This window comes from Streptomyces shenzhenensis, assembly GCF_003688995.1.
Taxonomy (GTDB): Bacteria; Actinomycetota; Actinomycetes; order Streptomycetales; family Streptomycetaceae; genus Streptomyces; species Streptomyces shenzhenensis_A.
Window position 1 is genome coordinate 24,940 of sequence record NZ_PENI01000002.1, and the last position, 21,340, is coordinate 46,279.

Below are 21,340 nucleotides of genomic sequence, written 5' to 3' on the forward strand. Positions count from 1 at the left end.
GCGGGGCTCAGGGCTGGGAGGTCTCCGACTCCAGGCTCGCCCGCGTGGTCGCGCCGTAGACGCCGGACTCGTCCGCGCGGATGCCACGGGTCCACTGGTAGCCGCGTACGGCGTCTTCGAGGTGCTTGCCGAAGCGGCCGTCCGCGGAACCCCAGTACAGGTTCAACTGCATGAGCCGTAGCTGGAGTTCGGTGACCTCGGGGCCGCGGTCGCCGCGTCGCAGAACCGGGCCGGGCGCGGGCGCGGGGGGCGGGTCCTCGGCCGTTTCGGTGGCCGTCGCCGTGGCGGACGCCTCGGGGGAGCGGGACGGGGTGGCGGTGGGGGTGGTCGCGCTCGACTGCGATGTGGAGGGGGTGGGGGAGGCCGTCGGTGAGGGGCTGGTGGCCGCGGTGGGGGTGGTGGCGGCCGGGGGAGCGGCGGCGGGGGCCGTGGCAGTCTCCGGCGTGGCCGCCTCGGTCGTACGCTCGGGCACGCTCGCGCGGATGTCCTCGGGGGCAGCACCGTCCCGCGAGGGCGTGTCGTAGGTGAACAGCCCGCTCGCGAAACCGGCCGCCGCGACGGTGGCGATCGCCGCGCCGGCGACCGAGAGGAGGACGGTACGGCGGCGCCGGGGGCTCGGTGCCGTGTTCCCGACGGTGATACCGGCCTCGTCCTGTGCGGCGTGCTCCGCGTCGAACAGGTTCAGGTCGGCCGTGCTCGGCACGGATGCCGTGGTCGACAGCGGCGTGGGTACGGCGGCGTCGGCTGCGCCGCCCTCTATCCGCCGCAGCTCCATGGTGGCGTCGCTCTCCGGCGCCGCCGCGGCGGCATCGACCAGCCGCAACACCATGGTGACGTCCCCACCCGGGGTGCCGCCCTGACCCGCGCCCGTGGCGGGGCCCATGGCAGCACTCGCCCCCGCCTGTCGGGCGTCGGCGCCGGGGTTGGGGTCGGCACTCGACCCGGTGCCTGTGCCTGTGTGCGGACCCGCGCCCGTTCCGGGGCCGGTGCCCGTGGGCTCACCCGGGGCACCCGACCCACTCACGCCCGCGCCGGCACCCGCGCCCCCAGCCGGTTCCCCGGCCGCGCCTTCGGCGGAGGCCGGTGCGGCGCCGCTGCCCCTCGCGTTTCCGGTGGCTGCCTCGGCCATGGTGGAGTCCAGGTCGACGTACGGCCGAATACGGAGCGGGTCGAAGTCCTCAGCCGCCGCCGCTGCCGCCGTGCGGGTGTCGCGAAGGGCGTCGGAGACGCGTTGCGCGCAGGGGCACGAGGCGGTGTTGTCCGGCTCCCGCGGCACCCCACACTCAGGACAAGGCACCCCCGAACCCCCTGGCCCACTCTCCGGGCTTACGCCCCCTTGAGGACCTGGGCCGCTCTCCGGGCTTGCGCCGCTCTTATGTCCTACGCCGCCCTGAGGGCCCTGAGGGGCAACGCCCCCCGCCGGGCCTGCGCCGCGCTGAAGGTCCACTCCGCCTTCGGGACCCGCCCCGCCCTGAGGGCCTGCCCCACCCGCTGACCCCGAGCCGACCTCCGGGCCTGCGCTGCCTTGAGGGCCTGGTCCGCTCTTCGGGCTCGTGCCTGCTTGAGGGCTTGCGCTCCCCTTCGGGCCTACTCCGCCCCGAGGGTCCGTGCCGTTCCTCGGGCCAGCGCCGTCCTGCGAGGCCGCGCCTTTCGCCACCCGGCCCCCTGAGCCTGCGCCGCTTCTCGGGCCCGCGCCCCCCTGAGAGCCCGCGTTCCCCTTCGGGCCTACTCCGCTCTGAGGGGCCGCGCTTCCCGTCGGGACTGCGCCGTGCCGGGGGTCCACTGCGCCCTTGAGGCCCGCCCTGCTCTGAGGGCTTGTCCCACCCGCCGGGCCTGAGCCGACCTCCGGACCTGCGCCGCCTTGAGGGGCTGGGTCGCTCTTCGGGCTCGTGCCCGCTTGAGGGCTTGCGCTTCCCTTCTGGCCTACTCCGCCCTGAGGGGGCGTGCCGTTCCTCAGGCCAGCGCCGCTTTCCGGGCTTGGGCCGCTCTGAGTGGCCGCGCTTCCCGTCGGGACTGCGCCGTGCCGGGGGTCCACTCCGCCCTTGGGGTCGACCCCGCTCTGAGGGCTTGCGTCACCCGCCGGGCCTGAGCCGATCTCCGGGCCTGCGCTGCCTTGAGGGGATGGGCCGCTCTTCGGGCTCGTGCCTGCTTGAGGGCTTGCGCTCCCCTTCGGGCCTACTCCGCCCTGAGGGTCCGTGTTGTTCCTCGTGTCAGCGCTGCTTTCCGGGCTTGCGCTGCTCTGAGGGGCTGCGCCTCCCGTCGGGACTGCGCTGCGTCGGGGGTCCATCCCGCCTTGAGGGTCTGCCCCGCTCTGAGGGCCTGTCTCCCCCGCCGGGCCTGCGCCGCCGTGAGGGCTTGCGCCTCCCTGAGGACCTGCGCCGCTCTTCGGGCTCGTACCCGCCTGAGGGCCCGCGTTCCCCACGCCGGTCCTCGGGCCTGCGCCCCCCTGAGGGCCTGGTCCGCTCTGCGCACCCGCGCCGCTCTCCGGGCCCGCCCCACCCCGGGGGTCCGTCCCGCCCCCCGGGCCCGCGCCCCCCTTGACGTCCGTGCCGCCCTGGGCGCCTACCCCGCCCTGAGGGCCCGCGCCCCCCGACGCGCCCGCCCCACCCCCCGAGCCCGCGCCTTCCTGGGCTCCCGGGTCCGTCCCGTTTGTCGGGTGTGGGTTGTCCTGAGGGCCAGTCGTGCCCTTCGGATCCGTCATGTTTGTGTCCGCTCCCCTCGCGTCCCCGCGCGATCTCCAGAGATTATGCAGACCTCCCACACATCTCCTTCCCGGAAGCCCCCCGGAATGGCGGATTCCGAGGAGGTCCCCGCGGGACTCAACAGGCCATAACGGGTGACACCGTTCACGATGGAAGATGGGAAAAAGGGAGCCCCGGGAGGTCCCATGGCCCTGGAGACGCACGGCACCGCACAGGACGCGAAGGGCACGTACAACGTCCCCGGAAACGTCCTCGTCCCGATCGGTGCCCTGCTCCTCGGACTGCTGCTCGCCGCACTCGACCAGACCATCGTGTCGACCGCGCTGCCCACCATCGTCAGCGACCTCGGCGGACTGGAGCATTTGTCCTGGGTCGTCACCGCCTATCTCCTCGCGTCGACCGCCGCCACCCCCCTGTGGGGCAAGCTCGGCGACCAGTACGGCCGAAAACGGCTCTTCCAGCTCGCGATAGTGATCTTCCTGATCGGCTCCGCGCTGTGCGGCATGGCGCAGAACATGCCCCAGCTGATCCTCTTCCGGGCGCTCCAGGGACTGGGCGGCGGCGGCTTGATCGTGCTGTCGATGTCGATCGTCGGGGACATCGTGCCGCCCCGCGAACGCGGCCGTTACCAGGGACTGTTCGGCGCCGTCTTCGGCACCACCAGCGTGCTCGGACCGCTGCTCGGCGGCCTGCTCACCGAGCAACTGAGCTGGCGCTGGGTCTTCTACGTCAACCTCCCCGTCGGCATCGTCGCCCTCGCCGTGATCGCCACCTCCCTGCGCATCCCGCGCCGTACCGCCCACCACGTCATCGACTACCTCGGCACCTTCCTGATCGCCGCGGTCGCCACCTGTCTGGTTCTGGTCGCCTCCCTCGGCGGCACCACCTGGGCCTGGGGCTCGCCCCAGATCATCGGGCTCGCCGTGCTCGGCGTCGTCCTGATCGCGGTCTTCGTCGGCGTGGAGCGCAGAGCCGCCGAACCCGTCCTGCCGCTGGAGCTCTTCCGCATCCGCACCTTCACGCTCGCCGCCCTCATCAGCTTCATCGTCGGCTTCGCGATGTTCGGCGCGATGACCTACCTGCCCACGTTCCTCCAGGTCGTACACGGCGTCTCACCGACCATGTCGGGTGTGCACATGCTGCCGATGGTGGTGGGCCTGATGCTGTCCTCGACCGTCTCCGGGCAGATCGTCAGCCGTACCGGCCGCTGGAAGGTGTTCCCGATCGCCGGCACCGGGGTCACCATGATCGGGCTGCTTCTGCTGCACCGGCTCGACGAGCACAGCTCCACGGCCCTGATGAGCACGTACTTCTTCGTCCTCGGGCTGGGCCTCGGCCTGGTCATGCAGGTCCTCGTGCTCATCGTGCAGAACGCCGTCTCGTACGAGGATCTCGGCGTCGCCACCTCCGGCGCGACCTTCTTCCGTTCCATCGGCGCCTCGTTCGGCGTCGCCATCTTCGGTTCGTTCTTCGCGAGCCGCCTCGGCAGCGAACTCGTCGCCGCCTTCCGGGGCGTGCACCTGCCGCCCGGGGTCACGCCGGGCACGCTCCAGGCCGACCCGCGGGGCATCGGCGTACTGCCGCCGCCGCTGCGCCCGGCGGCCCTGCACGCGTTCTCGGTGTCCATCACCGACGTCTTCCTGTACGCGGCTCCGGTCGCCCTCCTCGGCTTCGTACTGGCGTGGTTCCTGAAGGAGGACCCGTTGCGCGGCTCGGTGACGGCGCCGGACGGGACGGAGACGCTGGCCTCCAACCCGGTCGAGCGGTCCTCGTACGACGAGGTGTGCCGCGCGCTGTCGGTGCTCGGCACCCGTGACGGGCGGCGGGAGGTCTACCGGAAGATCAGCGAACGGGCCGGGTACGACCTGCTGCCGGGGGCGAGCTGGCTGCTGCTGCGGATGCGGAAGTACGGCTCGGTGGAGCCCGGTGTGCTCGCCGAGCACGGGGCCGTACCACTGCGCGTCGTCATGGCGGCCGCCCGCCAGGTCGAGGAGCGGCACCTGGCCGTGCGCGAGGGACTCGACCTGTATCTGACCGAGCAGGGCCGCGCGGCCGCCGACCGGCTGGCCCGGGCCCGCGAGGAATCGCTGGCGGAGCTGCTGGGCGACTGGTGGGGACCGGAGCGGCCCACCGACCTGGACCGGCTGGTGAAGCAACTGACCGACGAGATGTGCGGCTCCCGCCGCGAACACCCACAACCCGACCCCACCCCAAAGTTCACCTGACCGCCATGTCCACACCGAGGCCCTCGCCCGGGGTCAGGTCCTTGCGGAACCAGTGCTCGGCGTACCGGTCGTCGTTGTGCCGCTCGGTCTCCGTGTAGCCGAGGCGCGCGTACAGGGCGCGGGCCTCCACCAGGTCGCCGCGGGTGTCGAGGATCATGCGGGTGGCGCCGAGGCCGCGCGCCGCCTGCTCGGCGGTGGTCACGAGCAGCGGGGCACCGCCCCGGCCGCGCCGGTTCTCGTGCACAAAGACCCGGGTCAGTTCGGCGGTGACCGGGTCCAGAAGCCGTACGCCCGCACAGCCCGCGGGCTCACCGTCGTACCGGGCGACCAGCAACTGCCCGGTGGGCGGGGTGAGTTCGGTACCCGATACGGCGGCGATCTCCCGTTCGAGCTCGACGGGGTCGGTACGGTGTCCCGCGTACCGCAGATACCAGCGGTCGCTGACCTCCGTGTAGTACGCCCGCCACAGCGCGGCCGCGACGGCGGAGTCGACGGGTTCCGGGGCGATGGTCCAGGTCATGGCCGACATTGTCGGGAGACGTCCGGGCCCGTGCGCAACCGGATATCCGCGGGCCGGGCACGCCGTCGTCCCGGGTGACCAACAACTGCCCAGACAGCGGCCCCGAAGGGGCGCGGGGCTGTATCGATATGCGGCTCCGCCGCGTGGGCGCGATCAGCCACGATGGTGCCGCAGACGAAGGGTGGGCCGGTATCCGACCGGGACGGTCTACGTGGCCTCGGGGTCACGGCGTCGGTGCCACTCGCGTGCGACCTCGTCGGCGTCGTACGGCTTCATGCCGAGCGGGGGACCCGGTGGCGGCTTGAACATCATGTCGCGGATCTTGACGTTTATCTCCGTGACGATCTTCCGCGCGATCCGCTCGGAGGGAGCCGCGTAGGCAGCCACGAGCGCGTCCTCCGCCTCCTTGCGCAGGGCCAGAGCTGGCGGCAGGAAGGCCAGCCCCTCGCGGGCCATCTTGCGCCTGACCCACCACAGTTCGTCGTACGTGGCGTCGACATCCCGCGGCAGCGGCTTGCCCGCGCCCGTGAGCCGGTCGAACTCGCCGCGCCCCTGCGCATCACGGATCTGCTTGTCGACCCAGGACTCGAACGGGACGCCCGGTGGCTTTCGCTCGGTCATGTGTCCATTGTGCCGGACGCGGTGGGGTCGGGCGATTTATCATTCGGCCGCTGCTGCAAGGGCAGTTCATGACGGAACACCGCACTTCAGGGGGAACGCACGTGCTCGAACTCACCATGGCCACCGTCTCCGGGGCCGACGCGGGTGCCACGGCCGGGATGCTCATGGCCGACGCGCCCAGCGAGCCGGGCGCGGCGCTGCGCGTGGGCCGGGACGCGGCCGTGTGCCGGCTCGCCACGCCCGACGACTGGCTGTTCGTCTCCCGGGTGCACCTGGAGTTCCTGTGCGGCCCGGAGGGCGGCTGGCAGCTGACCTGGCTGCGCGGCTCGCAGCCCGATCCGTCCTCCGTGGTGCGGCTGACGGTGGGGGAGTACGCCCAGACCGTCGCGTACGGGGCCAGTGTGGCGCTCCCGCGGGGTGGCTCCGGGGAGATAATCATCCAGGACCGCACCGGGCCGCGCAGCGTGAACGTGGGCTTCTACCACGAGGTGTAGCGTCCGCGCAGCAGCCCCGATCCCACCGTCACGGCAGTACGCGGGCCATGGCGAAGCCGTCGTAGCCCTTGCTGCCCACCGTCTGGATCGCCGTGCCGGACAGTCTGGGGTGGGCGGCGATCAGCTCGATGGCGGCGCGGGTGCCCACGACGTCGGGCTCGTCGCTCTCCGCGTCGAGCACGCGGCCACCGCGGACGACGTTGTCCACGACGATCAGGCTGCCGGTGCGGGTGAGGCGCAGCGCCCACTCCACGTAGTTCGGGTTGTTGACCTTGTCGGCGTCGATGAAGACCAGGTCGAAGGGGGCCGGGTTCTCGTCGGCGAGCTTGGGCAGCGACTCCAGGGCCGGGCCCACCCGCACCTCGACGAGCCTCTCCAGGCCGGCGCGGGCGATGTTGCGGGTGGCGATCTCGGCGTGCTTGGCGCTGTACTCCAGGGAGATCAGGCGGCCGTCGGCGGGCAGGGCGCGGCCGAGCCAGATGGTGCTGTAGCCGCCGAGCGTGCCGATCTCCAGGATTCGCCGGGCGTCCTGGATCTGGGCCAGGAGCTGGAGGAACTTGCCCTGGTTCGCGGTGACGTTGGCGTGCGGCAGCGCTGCGGCTTCGCTGTCGCGCAGGGCTGCCTGGAGTGCCTCGTCGTCCGGCGAGAGGTGGCTGGTGAAGTAGAAGTCGACGTCGTCCCAGAGCTGCGACCCGCTCATGGCCCTTGCCTTTCCGTGTCCGGTACCTGTCGAGTACCCACCACCGCCGGCGACGACCGGCCCCGGCCAGTCTCCCCCTGCCTGAGGCTCGGCCGCGTCAGGGGGTGCCTGGGTATGTCGCCTGCGGTGTCCCTGCGGGGCTTGGCCGCGTCAGGGGGTGCCTCGTGTATGTCGTCTGGCGGCTGCGGCGGCGTCGTGGCTGATCGCGCAGTTCCCCGCGCCCCTTTGGGGCGGTGTTCCTGGCCGGGTTTGGCTGTCTAGGGGGCCTGGGCCTGTCGTCTGGCGGCTGCGGCACCGTCGTGGCTTGTCGCGCAGTTCCCCGCGCCCCTTTGGGGCGGTGTCCGTGGCCGGGTTTGGCTGTCTAGGGGGTGCGGCGCCGTCGTGGCTGATCGCGCAGTTCCTCGCGCCCCTTTTGGGGCTAGCCGTGTTGGGTAGGTGCTGGGACTGCTGGGAGGGGTTCCAGGGAAGGTGGGGAACCTGGTAGGGGGTGGCCTGCTGATTCTGGGATTCGCCATGTTGCGATTCCGCCGATCACCGCCGCCCCCATCATGTAGTACGCGGGCATCATCATGTCCCCCGTCGCCCCGATCAGCGCCGTGACCACCAGCGGAGTCGTGCCGCCGAACAGGGAGACCGAGATGTTGAAGCCGATCGACAGGGAGCCGTAGCGGACCCGGGTCGGGAACAGGGCGGGCAGCGCCGCCGGCATCGCCGCCGTGAAGCAGACCAGCAGCAGCCCCAGCGCCCCCATGCCGAGCGCGACCGCGAGCAGGCTGCCCTGGCGGATCAGCAGCAGGGCGGGGACCGAGAGAAAGAGGAAACCCGCGCAGCCTGCCGCTATCACCGGGCGGCGGCCTATCCGGTCGGTCAGCGCGCCCGCGAACGGCTGCACGATCATCATCAGCGCCATCACCCCGAGCACCACCAGCAGTCCGTGCGTCTCGTCGTACTTCAGCTCGCTCGTCAGATAGCTCGGCATGTACGACAGCAGCATGTAGTCGGTGACGTTGAAGACCAGGACCAGTGCCATGCAGAGCAGCAGCGCGCGCCACTGGCCCGCCACCATCTCCCGCAGCGGCACCTTCCGGCGGCTCGACTCGGCCTTCTCGAGCTGCGCCGCGAACGCCGGGGTCTCCTCAAGCCGCATCCGCAGATACAGCCCGATGATCCCCATCGGACCCGCGATCAGGAACGGCACACGCCAGCCCCAGGACACCAGGTCGTCCGCCGACAGCAGCGCCGTCATCAGTGTCACCAGCCCCGCCCCGCCGATGTACCCGGCCAGCGTGCCGAACTCCAGCCAGCTGCCGAAGAAGCCCCGCCTGCGGTCCGGCGCGTACTCGGCGATGAACGTCGACGCGCCCGCGTACTCACCGCCGGTCGAGAACCCCTGCACCAGCCGCGCAGCGAGCAGCAGCAGCGGCGCCCCGACCCCGAGCGTCGCGTACGACGGGATCAGGCCGATCGCGAACGTGCCCGCCGCCATCATGATCATGGTGAGGGCCAGCACCTTCTGCCGGCCCACCCGGTCGCCGAGCGGACCGAAGACCATCCCGCCCAGCGGCCGGACCAGGAAGGCCGCCGCGAAGGCGCCGAAGGTCGACAGCAGTTGCGCGGTCGGATTGCCGGACGGGAAGAACACCTTGCCCAGCGTCACCGCGAGATAGCTGTAGACACCGAAGTCGAACCACTCCATGGCGTTGCCCAGCGCGGCGGCCTTCACGGCGCGCCTGACAAGCGCCGGATCGGTCACGGTGACCCGCGCGCCGCCCGGACAGCCCGGAACGGTCCCCTCAGGCGGGGTGACGGACGGGGTGACAGCTGGGGCGGCCCGCAAAACTGCGCTCGCCTACCTCTCGACGGGGACAGGAACAGGCCCACCGCGGCAGGCCAAAAAGTGACCATAGGTGGAATTACGCCCCTTACGTACCGTACGCACCTCACCGCACAGCGCAGCCAAACATCCCCCCAGCAGGCACGCAGCCCCGCCCCGGCACCCCCGCACATTCCTCCCGTTGTGATCCATATCGCTCCCCGCCGGGGCAGCAGCGCCTCCGGCGCACTATCGTCTTCCGGACAAAAGCCGGGCGGACGTCAGGTGAAGCGGGGGTTTCCCGCGTCACTCCGCAGGGGGCTGCGGCTCTTCATAGGGTGCGCAGAGCGAATCCGCAGGGGACGTGCGGGACGGATGGGGCGGGAGGCCGACAAGGCGTGGCGAACGTGGAGCACAGTGGGCGACCGGGGGAGGGCTTCGCGGGAGCGCCGGCCAGGGCCCGCCTCAAGGCGGCCAGGCTGGTCCTGTGGGGGGTGGCCGCGATCCTCGCGGTGCGCCAGTCGGCCGTCGTCCTCGGCTCACCCCGCGGGGAGCGGCTGACGGATCTGGAGACCTGGGTCGGCCCCAACGGCGTGCTGCACGTCAACGGCTCCCTGTACGACTCGACCCGGTTCACCGGCACCCCCTTCGGCGGCCTGGTGCTCAAGCCGCTCACCCGCGCCGCCGAGCAGACCCTCGGCTGGGGCTGGACCTTCGGCACGCTGCTGCTGGTCGTCGCCCTCGGCCTGGTCGCCGCCCGCGCCCTGCCCCAGCCGGTCAGCCGCCGCACCGCGCTGCTGGCCGCCCCGGTCGCGATCAGCCTGCTGATGCTGTCCCTGCCCGTCCGCAACACGCTGTGGCTGGGCCAGACCAGCGTCATACCCGTGCTGCTCGTCCTGCTCGGCTGCTTCGCCGTCCGCGGGGAACGGGCCGGCGGCCTGTGCATCGGCGTCGCCGCCGCGCTCCAGCCGACCGTCCTGCTGTTCGCCCCGCTGCTCTGGTTCACCGGCCGCCGCCGCGCCGCCGTCTCCGCCGCCGGCACCTTCGCCGCGGCCACCGCGCTCGCCTGGGCCGCGATGCCGCACGACTCGCACACCTACTGGGTGCACCACATGGCGGGCGTCGGCCTCGGCGGCAAGGCCGACGCCCTCGCCAACCAGTCCCTGCACGGCGCCCTGCTCCGCCTCGACCTGACAGGCCCGCTGGAGATAGGCGTCTTCCTGGTGCTCGGCGCGGTCGTCGCGACCCTCGCCCTGCGCCGCGCCGTCCGCTACGCCCACGACGGCCAACTGCTGCTCGCCGTCGCGATCACCGGCTGCGCGGCCGTCGCCGTGTCGCCGACCACCTGGCAGCACCAGCTGCTGTGGGTGCTGCTCGCGGTCGTCGGCCGGGTCGGCAGGCGCGCCTCCGACCGCTACGTCTGGCCGGTCGCCGTGGTCCTGGTGACCACGTTCCCGGCGAAGATGATGCTGCCGAACATGCCGGTGGTGTACCCGCTGCGGGACAACATCGTGCTGCTCGCGGCCATCGCCGCCGCCACCGCGGTGCCGTTCCTGTCGCGCACCTCGCCGTACTACGCGAGCCCGGTCCCGACGGAGTACGCCAAGCCGGTCCCCGCCCGTTTCCGGCACGTCCCGCTCCTGCCGTTCCTCCGCCGGGTCCTCACCCGGCCCAACCTCCTCCTCGAACTGCTGCTCATACGCGTCACCTACGCCGCCTACCAGCAGGTCCGGCTCGCCGCGACCGGCGGCAGCAACTCCGAGGGCCGGGCCACCGCCGAACACCACGGCCGGCTGATCCTCGACCTCGAACGCTTCCTGCGCCTCGACATCGAGCACGCGGTCAACCACGCCGTCGTCAAGATCGACTGGCTGCGGAACTTCTTCGACTTCTACTACGAGTCGTTCCACTTCGTCGTCCCGCTCAGTGTGCTCGCCGTCCTCTACTGGCGCCGCCCCGTCGACTACCGCTGGGCCCGCACCTCCCTCGGCTTCGCCACCCTGCTCGCCCTGGCCGGCTTCTGGCTGTTCCCGCTGGCCCCGCCCCGCCTGATGCCGGGCTTCGGCATCATCGACACCGTGCACGGCGTCCAGGACTTCTCCAAGCCGGACTACGGCACCCTGACCGCCCTCACCAACCAGTACGCGGCGATGCCCTCGCTGCACTTCGGCTGGTCCCTGTGGTGCGGTGTGGTCATCGCGGTCATCGCCCCGAAGTGGTGGATGAAGGCGCTGGGCCTGCTGCACCCGCTGTTCACGGTGTCCGCCATCGTCGCGACGGGCAACCACTGGGTGCTGGACGCGGTGGGAGGGGCGGCGGTGGTGGGTGCCGGTTTCGCCCTGACGTATCTCCTGACGGGACCGCGCCGGGTGGACCGGGCGGACGAATCCCGGCCCGGTGTTCCCGGCGCGGAGGGCTCGACTGCCGCTCGGGTATCTCCCGCGGCGGTCTCCCCGCCGTCAAGTTGATCGTGAGTCGATCGTGATCAGCCGAACAGCCGGGAACCGAGCGGGCGTTGCCGGTCGAAGCCGGGGAGGATCAGGAATGTCGCGCTGGCGGTCGTGGTGGTGAAGGGCAGCAGCGCGTCGGAGTTGTCCATGTGGGTGAGGGTGGCGGTGAAGGTCCGCAGGTCGTTCTGGAAGCTGATGAAGAGCAGGCCGGGGGCGGGCTCGTCGGTGCTGTAGGAGCGGCGGAGCATGTGTCCGACCCCGACCACGGTGGAGTGCGCTCGGCGCGCGTGGGCGTCCGCGGGGACGAGATAGCGCCCGTCCGGTGTCTTGGCCCCGAGTTCCGGGCCCGAGGCGGCGGTGCCGCCGGAGAGGGGGACGCCGCTGGCCCGGCGCCGCCCGAAGACCGCTTCCTGTTCGGCCACGGACAGGGCGGCGAACCGCGGCAGGTCGAGTTCCATGCGCCGCAGTACGGCAAGGGTGCCGCCGGCGACCGCAGGGGGCCCCGCCAGCCACAGGTCGCGTTGTTGTTCGGCGCTCGTGTGCGGGCCCACGATGCCGTCGATGAAACCGAGCGGGTTGCGCGGTGCGGTGAGGCCGTTGCCGACGGACACGTTCGTACCGCGGCGTGCGGACTGGCGCCAGCGTTCGCGGATGCGGTCACCGGCCTGGTCCAGCAGCATGGCGGCGACGACCGGCAGGAGCAGCGCGTCGCTGGCGCAGATCTGTATCAGCAGGTCACCGCCGCGTGCCTGCGGGGCGATCCGCTCGCGGGAGAAGCGCGGCAGGTCGGTCGCGCCGGGCAGCGAGGCACCGGCCGTGCGCACCAGCCGGGGGCCCACACCGACGGTCACGGTGAGGTCGCCGGGCGGCAGGCCGAGCAGTCGCGTGTCGGTCCCCGCTGTGAGGGTGCGGATGGCCTCGCCGAGTTCGGCAAGCAACGGGCCGGGGGCCACGGTGTCATCGAGGTCGGCCACCACGGCGAGCAGGTTGGGCTGGGCCGGCTGGGGGAGCGTGATGCCTGCCTGATGGCGGCCCGTCGCCGGAACCGGCTTGGGCGTGGCCTCCGGGGCAGAGGCGGCAGGGGCGTGCCGGCCCGGCTGGGCGGAGTCCGATGTGCACCCGGCGGCCAGACCGGCGGCCATCATGGCGCCGGTGACATCGAGGAACGTGCGGCGTGACGGGTGGTGATCGGCTCGGCGCATGGGGTGCAGAATGCCACACCCCGAATCGCGCGTACCGGTCAACCCGGCGATTTTGGCGTGGAATTGGGTACCATGCCAGAATAGGATCATGTCTCGATCAGCTCTTCGCGTACTGGCGGCGGTAGTTGGCACGCTGACACTGGTGTCAGGCTGCGGCGGCGATGGCGGATCGGGCGAGGGCGAAGGCCGGCGTCCGGCCGGTGCGGACGTGACGATCCGCGTGCCTGCCGATGCCCCGACGATCTCGGCTGCGGTGTCCCTGGCTCGCCCCGGTGACCTGGTGCTGGTCGCGCCGGGCGTGTACCACGAGTCGGTGAGGATCGACACGGCGCGCATCACGCTGCGCGGTTCGTCCCGGGACAAGGTCGTCATCGACGGGCGGTTGCAGCAGCCGAACGGCGTCGTCGTCTCGGCGCCCGGGGTGGCCGTGGAGAACCTGACCGTGGAGAACAACACGCAGAACGGGGTCCTGATCACCGGTTCGGCGAAGGCGGCCGCCGGCCTGCCGGGGAGCAGCGGCGGCTACGACACCGGCGACGAGCCCGTCACCTTCCTCAAGTCGTTCCTGGTCTCCCACGTGACCGCGACCCGCAACGGTCTGTACGGAATCTACGCGTTCTCCGCCCAGAACGGTGTCATCGAGCACTCGTACGCGTCGGGCGGCGCCGACTCGGGGATCTACGTCGGCCAGTGCAAGCCCTGCAACATCGTGGTGCGGGACAACGTCGCCGAACTCAACGCGGTCGGCTACGAAGGCACCAACGCCAGCGAGGACATGTACGTGGTCGGCAACCGCCTGGTCGGCAACCGGGTCGGACTCACCACCAACTCCAACCACCAGGAGAAACTGCTGCCGCAGAAGGGCTCCGTCATCGCGGGCAATCTGATCGGCTCCAACCAGCAGACGGCCACCCCGGAGCAGGCAGACGGCGGGTGGGGCATCGGCGCCGGCATCGACGGCGGCAGCGAGAACCGGTTCGTCCGCAACCGCATCGCCGGCAACCGCAACGCCGGGCTGGTGATCACCGCGACCGCCGACATACCTCCGGTCGGCAACCAGATCGTGGACAACACGTTCACCGGCAACGGCGTCGACGTCGGCTGGACGTTCCCCACCGCCACGCGGGGACGGGGCAACTGCCTGCGGGGCAACGATCTGCGCACCACTGTGCCCGCACGGCTGGCGACGACCGCGGCCTGCCCGCTGCCGGCCGGGTCGTCCTCGCCGGCCGGCACGTGGGCGGCGCCGACGGCACCCGGTGGCATCCCGTTCACCGAGGTCGCGGCGCCTGCTCCGCAGCCGGAGTTCCCCGATGCCGCCACCGCGGGCGCCACCGTCGTCCCGCGCGTCCCGGCGCTGCCGAGGACGGAGGACGTCCGGCTGCCGCCGGCGTCCCTGCTCGCCGCGAACGCGCGGGTGCGGAACCCCTGAACAGCGGCTACCGGGCCGGGGTGGTTCCGGGTACCGGCTCGACCGGAACGTATGCGTGGGTGTCGAAATCGATGACCACCGGCTCCGGCTGCGAATCCACGCTGACGCGGACCCGGTACATGGTGCCGTCGGAGCCGATCCAGTAGCGCACGTTGCCCGCCGTACCGGAGCGGTCGGGGGAGGACGGCCCGGTCATGACGTCCACCCGGCGCCCGTCCACCTGCTCCCGCCCCCACCAGGCGGCGCCGTTCTGCGGCAGCAGTTCGGCGTTGTCCGGCCGGTCGCCGCCGAGACCGAGCGCGATGGACAGGGAGGTGTCCAGCGCGCTGCCGGACGACAGCAGTGGACGGTCGTACCAGCCCGAACGGGGCGGCGACGCGGGTGCGTGCGCCGGGGCGTCCGTCATCGGGCGGACGCGCACCGAGGTGGGCGTCCACTGGATCAGCCCGTCGCTGGACTTGTCGCGCCCCGTGCCGTGCACCACGCCGTAACCGACCTTGCGCCGGTAGTCGACGGACCCGGTGACGGTCAGTCCGCTGGCAGTGCCCGGCACGGTGATCGTCATCGCGCGGCCCTGCGCCTGGTAGTTGCGGAATCGCGTGATCGCCAGCCGGTTCGCCTCATCCGTCGTCAGCGGGCGCGGACCGTCGGCTCCGCCGTCGGCGACCAGGAACGCGGTCACCGCGGCCATCGCGGCCATCGCGACGGCCGCGATGCCGATGAAGGCCGCGGCCCGGCGCGACCGCGGCCATCGGCGACGGCCGGCCGGACGACCCGGTGGGGCTTGCCGGATTCTCATGCTCCGCACGCGGTTCGACGCTGACACGGTCCGATTCATCCTTTCGATCGCCACACCGTCCGGCCGCCGCGGGCTCGCGGCGGCACTCGGCAGTCCGGTGGCAGACCACGCCAAGGCCGGCCCTTGTGGACCGGCCGAGGCGTGATGTGCCCGTCCGCGCCGTCCGGATCGCGGACGGGCAGATCAGCGTTGTGCGGTTCGTTCAGTGGTGCCGGGCGCGACGATTCCGGGTCACGTACGCGATGACCAGGCCCGCACCCACCAGCAGACCGACGATGCCGATCATCGCCGCCACCCCGGCCGTCCCGGTGCTCGCCAGCGAACCCCCGCCGCCACCGGCCGGGGCCGGGTGGTTGGCAGGCGGCGTGGAGACCGCGGGCGGCGTCGGAGTCGGTGTCGGGGTCGGCGTGGAGGTCGGCGTCGGGGTCGGCGTCTCCTTCGGGATGTACACCCCGGCGTCGATCGTGTGATCGACCTCGCCCGGCTTGTCCGGCGCCGTGACAGGCGCGTAGCCGTTGCACAGCGGTCCGGTGGTCGGCGGGGTCACATTGGAGTCGTGCGCTCGGTCGGCACCGGCCCGCGGGAGCGTGAACCTCAGCTCGCTCGCCGGGGGTTGCTCGGGCACCTGGCTGGTGTCCGCGGTGCACACGTCGAACTGCACCGTGTACTTCGCGCCCGGCGTCAGCTCGTACTCGGCGCCGACACCACCGAAGTAGTACTCGCCGGCGGCGTCGGTCCTGGTCGTGGCGACCTTTTTGCCGTCCGCGTCCAGCAGGTTGATCGTCGCCCCCGGCAGCAGCACGTGCCCCGGGTCCTGGAGCCCGTTGTGGTCCTCGTCGAACCACACGACGTTGCCGATCTGGATCGGCGCGTTCGCCGCCGCGTACGCGATGTCACCGAGCCCGCCGGCCTTGCCGAAGCCGCCTTGTTCCCGGCTGACGAACTGGAACCCGTTGGCGGTCGGGTTGTTGCCCGGGCCCTCACCGGTCGTGATGTCGTGGTAACCGGTCCCTGAGGTCGCGACGTTGACGACCGGGTCGAACTCCGTGCTGACCACCCACTGCTGCTGCGGGATGTAGGCCACCGACCCCAGCGCGGTCTCCTGGTGCGAGTTGGCATAGAAGTCGCCCGGGAAGTACTCGACGACATCGGCGGCCTGGCCGCCATTGTTGGCGGTGGTGGCGTGGTTGGGGCAGCTCCCGGTGCCTTCCCACTGGTATTCACCGGTGGGAGTGGCGCAGACCATGGTGATGTCACCACCGGACATGCCGCTTTCCGCCGTGTCGTTCCCCGGGCGGGGGTCAAGACCTCCCCAGCCGAGCACGTCCATGAACCGGTCGCGGAAACCCAGGATCATCGAGCCGTCGCGGGCGAAGGCGAGGGAGGCCAACTCCGGCTGGGGATCGATGAAGGCGCCGCCCGACTTCCGGTCGTCCCACGTGTCCAGGCTCGTGTTCCACGGGTTCCACTGACTGCCCTTGACGTTGCCGCCGAAGACGTTGCCGCGTTTGGCCGTCAGCGGGTGGCTCAGCACCGTGGTGAACCGCTTGCCGTCGTAGGTGGAGACGACGGCTTTCAGGTCCGCGCGCTGCTGTGTGCTCTCCGCGCTGCACACGCCGCCGACGTACAGCGTGTTGTTGTGGACCTGGAGACCGAACGGCCGCCAGTCGTCGGGGCTCGCGCACCCCGGGTCCGGGATCCGGACCGTCGACTTGGGCGCCGCGGCCCTGGCCCCTGTCGCGTCGAAGCTCACCAGGCTGCGGGTCCGCAGGTTCACCGCGTACAGCGTGGAGCCGTCCGCCGACAGGGTCAGGCCACCGATGCTCTCCTTGCCCGGCGCCTCGGTGAACCCGGGATCCTTGATCATGTTGGCGGTGTCGTGCTGCGTCACCGCGGCGTCCGGCACCCGCGCGAACAGCTCAGGCGCACCGGAGCCGTTGACCGGCACCGTGTAGATCGCGCCCCCGCCCTGCGGCCCGTACGGGGCGTACCGGCGGGCGAACGCGCTCTGGAACAGCCGGGTCCGGTCCTTGTCGTACGCCAACCCGAACGTCGTGCCCACCTGGTCCTGCGTGGCCAGCGTGGTCGGGCACGCCACATCGGTGGGACACGTGCCCCGGACCTTCGTCCCGAACGCCACCAACGCCCGGTTCTCGCCCCCGTTGGGGCCGTTGTGGATCGGTACGAAGTACCGCGAGTCCGGCAGCGCGTAGTCGGCCGGATCCCACACTCCCGCCACAACAGAAACGTTTCTGCTACCCGATACGTCGACGAACGACGTGAAGCTGTCGAAGTGGTTCTCGGCCGTCGACGCGGGCGCCGCCTGCAGATAGTCGCTGTACGGCGCCGGGATGCTGACGTCGACGCGGTACTGGCCGCCGCTCAGCACGGTCGACTGCGACACCACGACCTTTCCGGTGGCATCCGTGACGCCGGTGACGACGTGCCCGGCGGGGTCGGAGACCTTCACCTTCATGCCCCGCTGCGGGACGTCCATCGTCGTATTGATCACGCCGGTGCCGAAGAAGTCGCGCAGCACCTCGACCGTCAGCGTGCCGTCGTCGGCCGAAGCGGTGGCCGGTCCGGCCGTCGCTCCCACGGCGCCGCCTGCCAGCAGAAGAACAGATATCGCGATGCGCGCCGGTGGCTCCACAAGCCTCCGCGCTAACCGGCGCGAGTCTCTGCCGAGTTGGTTCATGGCGTCACACTCCACACTTCTCGTGTCGTGAAAAAAGAAAAGGGCCCCACTGCTGTTGCGTGGACCACTTCGAGGTGAGGTTCTTCGCTGCTCGATCCCGGTGCTTTCGCCTCCACCGCCGACCTCACCGACCGCCGTCGCGAGCGGCGTGCAGAATCGTATCTCCTGAAGTCTCGCCGTCTCAGCAGAACCCCTCGCATCCATCGGGATCCACGATGGTCTCCGAGCTCAGAGACCGGCGACCGGAAGAATGTGCGAGTGAACTGACGGCTGAACCAGGCCACTTCGGGACGCCGAGCGGGGACGGTTGCTCGTACAAGGCTCCTGACCGTGTCAGGTCAGCGTGCGGCGAGTTCGCCGCTCGGTCGCGCCGGCCGTCCCAGATATCCCCGCAGGCCCCACAACGCCGCCGCGACCAGCAGCCACACCACGGCGGCCGCCGGCAACCGGCTGCCGAGCAAGCCGGTGAGCAGCGCCACCGCCAGCGGCGGCAGCGCATGCGTGACCAGCACGCCCCGGTGCAGGCCGGCCCCGGCGGCGAGCTGCGCCGCCACCGCTCCGGCCAGGCCGATGACCACGTACGCCGCGAAGCTCGCGCACAGCAGCCAGCGCACGCTCTCCGGCAGTTCGCCGTGTCGGTGCTCCATGGCCGCGCCGAGCCCGGCGGCCAGCGCGACCAGGGCGCCGTTGGTCACGCAGTGCAGGAAGAGCACGATGCGCGGCGGCAGCGCCGCCGCGCGCAGGTTCGGCACCCCGCCGTAGCCGTGCACCAGCGACAGCGCCCAGACCGACACCAGCAGCAGAAAGCCGCCGAAGCCGAGTACCTGCAAGGTCCGGTCCCACTCCTCGCCCGAGCCGATGGAGACGAGCTGGGCGACGCCCTCGCCGAGCACGATGATGGTGAACAGGCCCAGCCGCTCGCCCAGATGCGCCGAGTCGGTGTAGGCGACGGTGATGTCCACCGGCCGGCGAGGGCCGCCGCGGTGCTCCCGGTGCCGCTCGGCCTGCCGCTTCGTCCTGAACATCCGCGCCTCGAAGCTCTCCTGGAACCGGTGGGCGGAGAAGCTGAGCGTGGTCCACAGGTCGATGGCCAGGCCGGCGGCCCACAGCCAGTAACGCGCCGGCCCGTCCACCCAGATCGAGACGACCCAGGGCGCCGTGCCCATGCTGAACTGCGCGACGGGCCAGTCGATCAGCACTTGACCGCGGCCGCGCCAGATGTTGCTGACCACGAAGCGCAGCACCACGTACCAGATGGCGAAACTCTGCAGATGTCGGCCCTCGTGCACGCCCGCCACCGCGGCGGCCATCACCGTCATGCCGAGCATCCCGATGAGCATCGTGCCCGTCCGCGCGCGGGCACCGGCGACGTCCCCGTACGTCGTGAAGCACATCCAGATGGTCCAGAAGGCGAAGAACAGCACGGTGAACAGGCCTAAATCGACCAAGTCCGGCCCACCGTGCAGTAGATGCGCAAGCTGGGCCGTGCCGGCCACCACGATCAGGTCGAAGAACAGCTCCAGCCACGTCGCACGGCGTTCGTCGTGCTGACCATCCTGCATATCTGTCATAAAGGGCACAATATGGGGACAGTCCGTTCGAGACATTCATGGACCACGCGAAACCGCTCCGGGTGCGACCCCGGAGCGGCTGAACCGGCGTCGGACCGGCAGGGTCTACTGCCTCAGCCGGCACTGCACTCGAACCAGACGGTCTTGCCGCCGCCGGGACGCGGCTGGACACCCCACTTGTCGGCCACGGCGTCGACCAGGAGGAGTCCGCGTCCGCCCTCCCCGTCCAGCGGCGGCTGGAGCGAGATGAGCGGCAGGTCGGGTGACCCGTCGCTCACCTCGACCCGTACGACCGATTTCCGCCGCTGCACCAGCAGCACGCAGCGGCGGTCGGGTACATGGCGTACGACGTTGCTGACCAGCTCGCTCACGCCCACGTCCAGGGCGTCTGTCAGCTCGGTCAGACCCCAGTCACGGAGCAGCGAGCGCACGATGTTGCGGATGTGCCGTACGGAGTGCTCGCCGACGCTGAGGCTCATACGGTAGTGGGGAATGTGGAAGTTCACGCCACGAGGCTGACCTGCCGCGACTACGCTCGGCTATGGAACGGATACAACAGGTCCCGATGTGGACCGAGTTGCGCGAGAGGGGACTGTCCGTGACCCATATCAACGCCCTCGACCCGGGTGCGTCGCCGCTCGATTTCTACGGCTTCGAGTTGCGCCGACATCGAGAAGTGGCGGGACTGACACAACGGCAACTCGGCGACATCCTCAACTACACGGGGTCGCTTGTCGGCCAGATCGAAACGGCCCGCAAGTTGCCGACGCAGGAGTTCAGCGAACGGGCGGACATCGCGCTGGGGACGGGTGGGCTGCTGTCGCGGCTCGTCGGTCTGGTGATGCGCACTCAACTTCCGGCGTGGTTCCAGCAGGTGGCGGAGCTGGAGGCGCGGGCCACGGAGATCTACACCTTCCACACTCACCTGGTCCACGGCTTGTTGCAGACTCCGGCCTACGCACGTGCCGTGCTGGGCGCGTTGGACCAAAACAGCCTCGACGACCGGGCCGTAGCGCGGCTGGCACGTCAGTGCATCTTCGCGAAGGTCACGCCACCGATCTTCTGGGCGGTCGTGAGCGAAACTGTGCTGCGCCAGGAGGTTGGCAGCTCAGAGGTGATGCGCGAGCAGTTGGCACACTTGTTGTCATTCGAGGGCAACTCACGGATCAACGTTCAGGTGCTGCCGTTCTCGGCCGGAGCACATGCGGGCTCGCAGGGCTCATTCGACCTCTTCCGCTTCGTGAGCGACCCGAGCATTGTCTACACCGAGGGCTACGGAAGCGGGCATCCCTCTGCCAACCCAGACACCATCCAGGACTGCTCGCTCCGATACGATCATCTCCAGGCCGCCGCGCTGTCTCTCAAGGACTCGGCGGAGCTGATCCGGCAGGTGATGGAGGAGCGCTATGGGGAGCAACACGATTCGGTGGCGTAAGTCCAGCTACAGCGGTGATCAGGGAGGTTCCTGCGTCGAGTGCGCACCGCTTGGCCCCTTGGCCTGGCACAAGTCGACGTACAGCGGCGACATGGGTGGCAACTGCATAGAGGTCGCCGAAGCCCCCTGCGCCACCGTGGCCGTAAGAGATTCCAAGAACCCCGCAGGCCCGCACCTCGCGTTCGAGCCCGCGGTGTTCACGGCGTTCCTGGAGTGGGCGGGCGCGAAGCGCGTCTGAGGCCCGCTCCGGGACGTCGACGGAGAGAGGCAAGCGGTCGGGCCGCCCGGGGGTGAGACGCCCTCCGGGCGACCCGACTGTGAGAACGCTGTCCCTGAAGGACTCGCCGGAGCCGATCCGGCGCGTGATGGAGGACCGCTATGGAGAGCAACTGGCGCAAGTCCAGCTACAGCAGCGACCAGGGCGGTGAGTGTGTCGAGTGCGCCACTCTCGGCGCTGTGGCTTGGCGCAAGTCGACGTACAGCGGTGACCAGGGTGGCGACTGCATAGAGGTCGCCGAAGCCCCCTGCGCCACCGTCGCCGTAAGAGACTCCAAGAACCCCACAGCCCCACACCTCGCCTTCGCCCCCGCCCCGTTCACATCGTTCCTGAAGTGGACCACCACAAACCCCATCTGAAGCCGCCGCAGGCGAAGCGCGCAAGCTAAGCAGGTCCGCCGC

17 protein-coding genes are annotated in these 21,340 nt (G+C 70.9%); 7 read left to right on the top strand and 10 right to left on the bottom strand.

Annotated elements, in window-relative coordinates; genetic code table 11:
• Positions 1 to 7 precede the first annotated feature (7 nt).
• The gene (locus tag CTZ28_RS47970) at positions 8 to 883 is read right to left on the bottom strand and encodes a peptidoglycan-binding domain-containing protein (protein WP_259471446.1); all 876 of its coding nucleotides are present in this window, start codon (positions 881 to 883) and stop codon (positions 8 to 10) included.
• Positions 884 to 2,887: 2,004 nt separating this feature from the next.
• Between CTZ28_RS47970 and CTZ28_RS03165 the strand changes: the two genes are divergently transcribed.
• Positions 2,888 to 4,927 carry an MDR family MFS transporter gene (locus tag CTZ28_RS03165; RefSeq protein WP_121887669.1) on the top strand — a complete coding sequence of 680 codons (2,040 nt, stop codon included), beginning with the start codon at positions 2,888 to 2,890 and terminating at the stop codon, positions 4,925 to 4,927.
• Here CTZ28_RS03165 and CTZ28_RS03170 read toward each other — a convergent pair.
• Both CTZ28_RS03170 and CTZ28_RS03175 read right to left on the bottom strand, forming a co-directional pair.
• A complete protein-coding gene (locus tag CTZ28_RS03170; protein ID WP_183154245.1) occupies positions 4,920 to 5,447 on the bottom strand; it encodes a GNAT family N-acetyltransferase in 528 nt (175 codons plus the stop codon). The two genes, CTZ28_RS03165 and CTZ28_RS03170, sit on opposite strands and share 8 nt — an antisense overlap.
• A gap of 207 nt (positions 5,448 to 5,654) precedes the next feature.
• Positions 5,655 to 6,068, bottom strand: a complete 414-nt coding sequence (locus CTZ28_RS03175) for a DnaJ family domain-containing protein (RefSeq protein ID WP_121887671.1) — start codon at positions 6,066 to 6,068, stop codon at positions 5,655 to 5,657.
• A 101-nt stretch (positions 6,069 to 6,169) separates the two neighbouring features.
• Here CTZ28_RS03175 and CTZ28_RS03180 point away from each other — a divergent pair, with 101 nt between their 5' ends.
• On the top strand, positions 6,170 to 6,562 hold the full coding sequence (locus CTZ28_RS03180; RefSeq protein ID WP_121887672.1) for an FHA domain-containing protein: 393 nt from the start codon (positions 6,170 to 6,172) through the stop codon (positions 6,560 to 6,562).
• A gap of 28 nt (positions 6,563 to 6,590) precedes the next feature.
• On the opposite strand, the gene CTZ28_RS03185 is transcribed toward CTZ28_RS03180, so the two are convergent.
• Together CTZ28_RS03185 and CTZ28_RS03190 are read right to left on the bottom strand one after the other, a co-directional pair.
• Complete coding sequence (locus tag CTZ28_RS03185) at positions 6,591 to 7,262, bottom strand: O-methyltransferase (RefSeq protein ID WP_121887673.1); 672 nt, start codon at positions 7,260 to 7,262, stop codon at positions 6,591 to 6,593.
• A 418-nt stretch (positions 7,263 to 7,680) separates the two neighbouring features.
• Positions 7,681 to 9,099 carry an MFS transporter gene (locus tag CTZ28_RS03190; RefSeq protein WP_398655178.1) on the bottom strand — a complete coding sequence of 473 codons (1,419 nt, stop codon included), beginning with the start codon at positions 9,097 to 9,099 and terminating at the stop codon, positions 7,681 to 7,683.
• Positions 9,100 to 9,473: 374 nt separating this feature from the next.
• Here CTZ28_RS03190 and CTZ28_RS03195 point away from each other — a divergent pair, with 374 nt between their 5' ends.
• Positions 9,474 to 11,543 (top strand): bifunctional glycosyltransferase 87/phosphatase PAP2 family protein, encoded by a 2,070-nt coding sequence (locus CTZ28_RS03195; RefSeq protein ID WP_183154246.1) that lies wholly within the window; start codon positions 9,474 to 9,476, stop codon positions 11,541 to 11,543.
• A gap of 17 nt (positions 11,544 to 11,560) precedes the next feature.
• Here CTZ28_RS03195 and CTZ28_RS03200 read toward each other — a convergent pair whose 3' ends face one another.
• On the bottom strand, positions 11,561 to 12,727 hold the full coding sequence (locus CTZ28_RS03200; RefSeq protein WP_121887675.1) for a Dyp-type peroxidase: 1,167 nt from the start codon (positions 12,725 to 12,727) through the stop codon (positions 11,561 to 11,563).
• A 220-nt stretch (positions 12,728 to 12,947) separates the two neighbouring features.
• Between CTZ28_RS03200 and CTZ28_RS03205 the strand changes: the two genes are divergently transcribed.
• Positions 12,948 to 14,159: a right-handed parallel beta-helix repeat-containing protein gene (locus CTZ28_RS03205; RefSeq protein ID WP_121888078.1), complete on the top strand. Its 1,212-nt coding sequence runs from the start codon at positions 12,948 to 12,950 to the stop codon at positions 14,157 to 14,159.
• A 7-nt stretch (positions 14,160 to 14,166) separates the two neighbouring features.
• On the opposite strand, the gene CTZ28_RS03210 is transcribed toward CTZ28_RS03205, so the two are convergent.
• The 4 genes from CTZ28_RS03210 to CTZ28_RS03225 form a co-directional block, all read right to left on the bottom strand.
• The gene (locus CTZ28_RS03210) at positions 14,167 to 14,850 is read right to left on the bottom strand and encodes a hypothetical protein (protein WP_183154274.1); all 684 of its coding nucleotides are present in this window, start codon (positions 14,848 to 14,850) and stop codon (positions 14,167 to 14,169) included.
• A gap of 310 nt (positions 14,851 to 15,160) precedes the next feature.
• Positions 15,161 to 17,557, bottom strand: a complete 2,397-nt coding sequence (locus CTZ28_RS03215; RefSeq protein WP_121888080.1) for an SdrD B-like domain-containing protein — start codon at positions 17,555 to 17,557, stop codon at positions 15,161 to 15,163.
• A 437-nt stretch (positions 17,558 to 17,994) separates the two neighbouring features.
• Complete coding sequence (locus tag CTZ28_RS03220) at positions 17,995 to 19,227, bottom strand: low temperature requirement protein A (protein WP_183154248.1); 1,233 nt, start codon at positions 19,225 to 19,227, stop codon at positions 17,995 to 17,997.
• Between the two features lie 113 nt (positions 19,228 to 19,340).
• Entirely contained in the window at positions 19,341 to 19,733 is a 393-nt protein-coding gene (locus tag CTZ28_RS03225; protein ID WP_259471447.1) for an ATP-binding protein, read from the bottom strand.
• A 92-nt stretch (positions 19,734 to 19,825) separates the two neighbouring features.
• Here CTZ28_RS03225 and CTZ28_RS03230 point away from each other — a divergent pair, with 92 nt between their 5' ends.
• The 3 genes from CTZ28_RS03230 to CTZ28_RS03240 all read left to right on the top strand — a co-directional run bounded on the left by CTZ28_RS03230 (position 19,826) and on the right by CTZ28_RS03240 (position 21,298).
• Positions 19,826 to 20,662, top strand: a complete 837-nt coding sequence (locus tag CTZ28_RS03230) for a helix-turn-helix domain-containing protein (RefSeq protein ID WP_121888081.1) — start codon at positions 19,826 to 19,828, stop codon at positions 20,660 to 20,662.
• On the top strand, positions 20,634 to 20,900 hold the full coding sequence (locus CTZ28_RS03235; protein WP_121887678.1) for a DUF397 domain-containing protein: 267 nt from the start codon (positions 20,634 to 20,636) through the stop codon (positions 20,898 to 20,900). The genes CTZ28_RS03230 and CTZ28_RS03235 overlap by 29 nt, the downstream gene beginning before the upstream one ends.
• A gap of 140 nt (positions 20,901 to 21,040) precedes the next feature.
• Entirely contained in the window at positions 21,041 to 21,298 is a 258-nt protein-coding gene (locus tag CTZ28_RS03240; RefSeq protein WP_121887679.1) for a DUF397 domain-containing protein, read from the top strand.
• The last annotated feature ends 42 nt before the right edge of the window (positions 21,299 to 21,340 follow it).

Excerpts from the sequence above, each read along its gene's own strand:
- CTZ28_RS47970 (WP_259471446.1), bottom strand. The coding sequence starts at position 883 with ATGGGCCCCGCCACGGGCGCGGGTCAGGGCGGCACCCCGGGTGGGGAC.
- CTZ28_RS03165 (WP_121887669.1), top strand. The coding sequence starts at position 2,888 with ATGGCCCTGGAGACGCACGGCACCGCACAGGACGCGAAGGGCACGTAC.
- CTZ28_RS03170 (WP_183154245.1), bottom strand. The coding sequence starts at position 5,447 with ATGACCTGGACCATCGCCCCGGAACCCGTCGACTCCGCCGTCGCGGCC.
- CTZ28_RS03175 (WP_121887671.1), bottom strand. The coding sequence starts at position 6,068 with ATGACCGAGCGAAAGCCACCGGGCGTCCCGTTCGAGTCCTGGGTCGAC.
- CTZ28_RS03185 (WP_121887673.1), bottom strand. The coding sequence starts at position 7,262 with ATGAGCGGGTCGCAGCTCTGGGACGACGTCGACTTCTACTTCACCAGC.
- CTZ28_RS03200 (WP_121887675.1), bottom strand. The coding sequence starts at position 12,727 with ATGCGCCGAGCCGATCACCACCCGTCACGCCGCACGTTCCTCGATGTC.
- CTZ28_RS03210 (WP_183154274.1), bottom strand. The coding sequence starts at position 14,850 with ATGGCCGCGGTGACCGCGTTCCTGGTCGCCGACGGCGGAGCCGACGGT.
- CTZ28_RS03220 (WP_183154248.1), bottom strand. The coding sequence starts at position 19,227 with ATGACAGATATGCAGGATGGTCAGCACGACGAACGCCGTGCGACGTGG.
- CTZ28_RS03235 (WP_121887678.1), top strand. The coding sequence starts at position 20,634 with ATGGGGAGCAACACGATTCGGTGGCGTAAGTCCAGCTACAGCGGTGAT.
- CTZ28_RS03240 (WP_121887679.1), top strand. The coding sequence starts at position 21,041 with ATGGAGAGCAACTGGCGCAAGTCCAGCTACAGCAGCGACCAGGGCGGT.